We start from the raw sequence: 3,049 nt of genomic DNA on the forward strand, positions 1-3,049 counted from the left end.
AAAACAAAGCATATATATTCTTCTGATTTAATTAATTATTACTAATAACAATTATTAATCCTAGCAAAGTAATCATAGATTACCTGATGTTCCTCTTTTTCAAAAATTTTCTCATCTTTGTTAGTTACCTGATTTGAAGGTTCCAAATTCTTTGTTTGTGGAGTTAATATTTTTGTCATAACTGAGTTACTCACATTTACTATACTTCAATTGTAGCATATTTTTCATATTAATTCAAATAATCTATACTCCTAGAATTCACGATGTTTAAGTCATAATTAAGGGAATTTAGACCCCAGTTGTCGCCAATTTTTATTTCTACTTCAAGTGGTATAGAAATTTCTATTGCATTTTCCATTATATCTTTTATAAGTTTTGCTGTTTCTTGCACCTTTTCGTCTTCTACTTCAACCAGTAGTTCATCGTGAACCTGGAGGATTATTTTACCTACTTTCAATTGGTCAAAAAGCTGAATTGTCGCACGTTTTATTATATCAGCAGCGGTTCCTTGCAGTGGTGCGTTTATTGCTGCCCTTTCTGCAAATTGTCTTATATAAGGAATTGTATTGTTTATGTCTCTTACAAAGCATCTCCTGCCAAACAAAGTTTCTACATAACCATGCAATCTTGCGATAGACACTGCTTTTTCCATATAGGCCTTTATTTCTGGGTAACAGGAAAAATAGTAATTAATGTATTCAGCAGCTTCCGCAATGGTAATTCCAAGCCGCTTTGCAAGACCAAATGGGCTAATGCCATATATAATTCCAAAATTGATGGATTTTGCTTTGCGTCTTAATTGCTCATCTATTTCTTGCACTCCAAAAACTTGCCTTGCGGTGATCTCATGAATATCTTGTCCGTTTGCAAAAGCTTCTTTAAATGCTGCAACGTTTGCAACGTGTGCCAGGAGTCTTAATTCTATTTGCGAATAGTCAGCAGAAATTATCTTATGCCCTTTTGGCGCAATAAATGCTTGTCTGATAAGATTTCCCTCTTCGCTTCTGATAGGAATATTCTGTAAATTAGGATTGCTGGAGCTCAGCCTTCCAGTTGCAGTTGCAGTCGTTGAAAAGCTTGTGTGTATTCTACCATCAAGTGGATCAACTTGCTTTATTAATGCATCAGTGTAGGTGCCTTTTAATTTACTTAAATGTCGCCAATTTAAGATTTTACTTGCGATTTCTACCCCTTCTTCTTCGAGTGCCTCTAGAACTTCATAATTGGTGCTATACGATCCAGATTTTTTTGACTTTTTCTTTTTATTAAGCCCCATTTTGTTGAATAAAACATCACTTAATTGTTTTGGCGAAGCAATATTAAATCTTTCTCCTGCCAAATTATATATCTCATCTTCAAGCACGGCAATTACCTGCTGAAATTTATCGGACAGCTCCTGTAATTTTTGTATGTTCAGTAATATCCCATTTTTCTCCATATCAAATATTACTTTCATAAGTGGCTTATCGAAGCGCTCGTAAATTGTGAGCAATTTTTCCTGAAATAACCTTTGCTTTAGCTTTTCATGAATTGCTATTAAAGTTTTTGCCGAGAAAATTTCTGCATTTTCACTCAAATTATGCGCAACTATGTTTGGAATACTGTGATCATGCTTTCCTGTATCCAAGCTATACGACATTATCATCAAATCATCAACTGAATCTAACATCTTCTCTATTGCAGGGAAGATTTTCCTGATCTCTTTAATGTTATGTATTATTTTAAGCACTCCATTTGAGAGCAAAGTTAAGTTAATTATAATGAGTGCATCTTGTATGCTGTCTTGCTCTATATAAAAAATATTACTTTCGCTATAAGATAGACTTAATACATTGTTTTCAAGGTGGTAATGAATTGCAATTTTGCCTTCATATCTACAATGCTCTAAAAATTTCTCTAACTCTTCACTACTATACTCTATTTTTTCTTCTGTGCTAGACCCACTATAGGAAAAAAGCTTTTCCACTTTCCCTATCAAGGAATTGAATTCATACTTCTTTAAAAAGGATAATAGTTTTTCCATATTTGGAGGGCGAACTTCACATTTTGCAATATCATGTTGAAGGTCTACTTTTTCGCATAGTGATAAAAGTTCTCTTGAAATTAGCGCTTTTTCCTTATGTTCAGCAAGAATATTACGAATCCTCGTTTGCTCGATGTTATCAATGTTCTCTATAATATTATTCAATGAATCAAATTCATCTAGTAATTTAGCTGCAGTCTTCGGACCTATTCCCGGAACGCCTGGAATGTTGTCAGATGCATCACCAGTTAGAGAAAATAAATCAAGAAGCTTGTGTGAGTTTACGCCAAATTTTTCTATTACTTGTTTTTCATCTATATATATATTTTTAATGGGGTCGAATATTAAAATATTGTGGTTCAAGAGTTGAAATAAATCTTTATCTGATGAAACGACTACCACTTTAAAGTCTTGGTGGTTGGCGTATTTTGCAGCTAGTGTTGCAATTATATCATCTGCTTCATAACCTTCAATCTCTTCATAGCTGAGGTTAAAAGCTTCTACCGCTTCCCTCAGTATGGTGAACTGTGGAGTTAGATCCTCAGGAGGCGTTACTCTGTTCGCTTTGTACTCAGGATATAAATTGTGCCTAAAATTCTTTTTCCCTGCATCAAGTGCTATAGTTAAGTAGTCCGAATGGGCAATGTACTTAAGAACCATATTCAGAAAGCCATATACACCACCTATTGGCATTCCTGTTGTGGTAATTAAGTGAGGTAGTACATAGTAAGCTCTGAAAAGAAAACCATAGCCATCGATGATTGTGAAAGTTTTTTCTTTCATTGTAGGTATTTATGCGTGCTTTTGATGGTCCACTATTTAGCTGAGAAAATCAAGTTTTTGTTTTTCTGCTTTTGAGCGTTGTAAGAGATTTTACCGAAAATAGCATTCATGATGGGGATGTACACATATGACCTTACCCAGAAAAAGTGGAGAGAAAGTTTGGAATGTTTTTCACAAAAAGAATGATGCATCAAATTGTTCTGGAATGCAATAGTTAATAGTGACGTTGTTTGTTATAAAAAA

The 3,049-nt window shown here is 34.1% G+C and carries 2 protein-coding genes; both read right to left on the reverse strand.

Annotated features, from left to right (window positions below; genetic code table 11):
- Nucleotides 1–41 precede the first annotated feature (41 nt).
- Nucleotides 42–179: a hypothetical protein gene (locus OZD62_RS00230; protein WP_275019176.1), complete on the reverse strand. Its 138-nt coding sequence runs from the start codon at nucleotides 177–179 to the stop codon at nucleotides 42–44.
- A gap of 50 nt (nucleotides 180–229) precedes the next feature.
- On the reverse strand, nucleotides 230–2,806 hold the full coding sequence (gene polA, locus OZD62_RS00235) for a DNA polymerase I (RefSeq protein WP_010962979.1): 2,577 nt from the start codon (nucleotides 2,804–2,806) through the stop codon (nucleotides 230–232).
- Between the last annotated feature and the right edge of the window lie 243 nt (nucleotides 2,807–3,049).

This window comes from Wolbachia endosymbiont of Drosophila seguyi, from assembly GCF_028981765.1.
Lineage (GTDB): Bacteria > Pseudomonadota > Alphaproteobacteria > Rickettsiales > Anaplasmataceae > Wolbachia > Wolbachia pipientis.

What these genes read in the sequence shown, in the direction of transcription:
- polA (WP_010962979.1), bottom strand. Translation starts at nt 2,806, where the DNA reads ATGAAAGAAAAAACTTTCACAATCATCGATGGCTATGGTTTTCTTTTC.
- OZD62_RS00230 (WP_275019176.1), bottom strand. Translation starts at nt 179, where the DNA reads ATGACAAAAATATTAACTCCACAAACAAAGAATTTGGAACCTTCAAAT.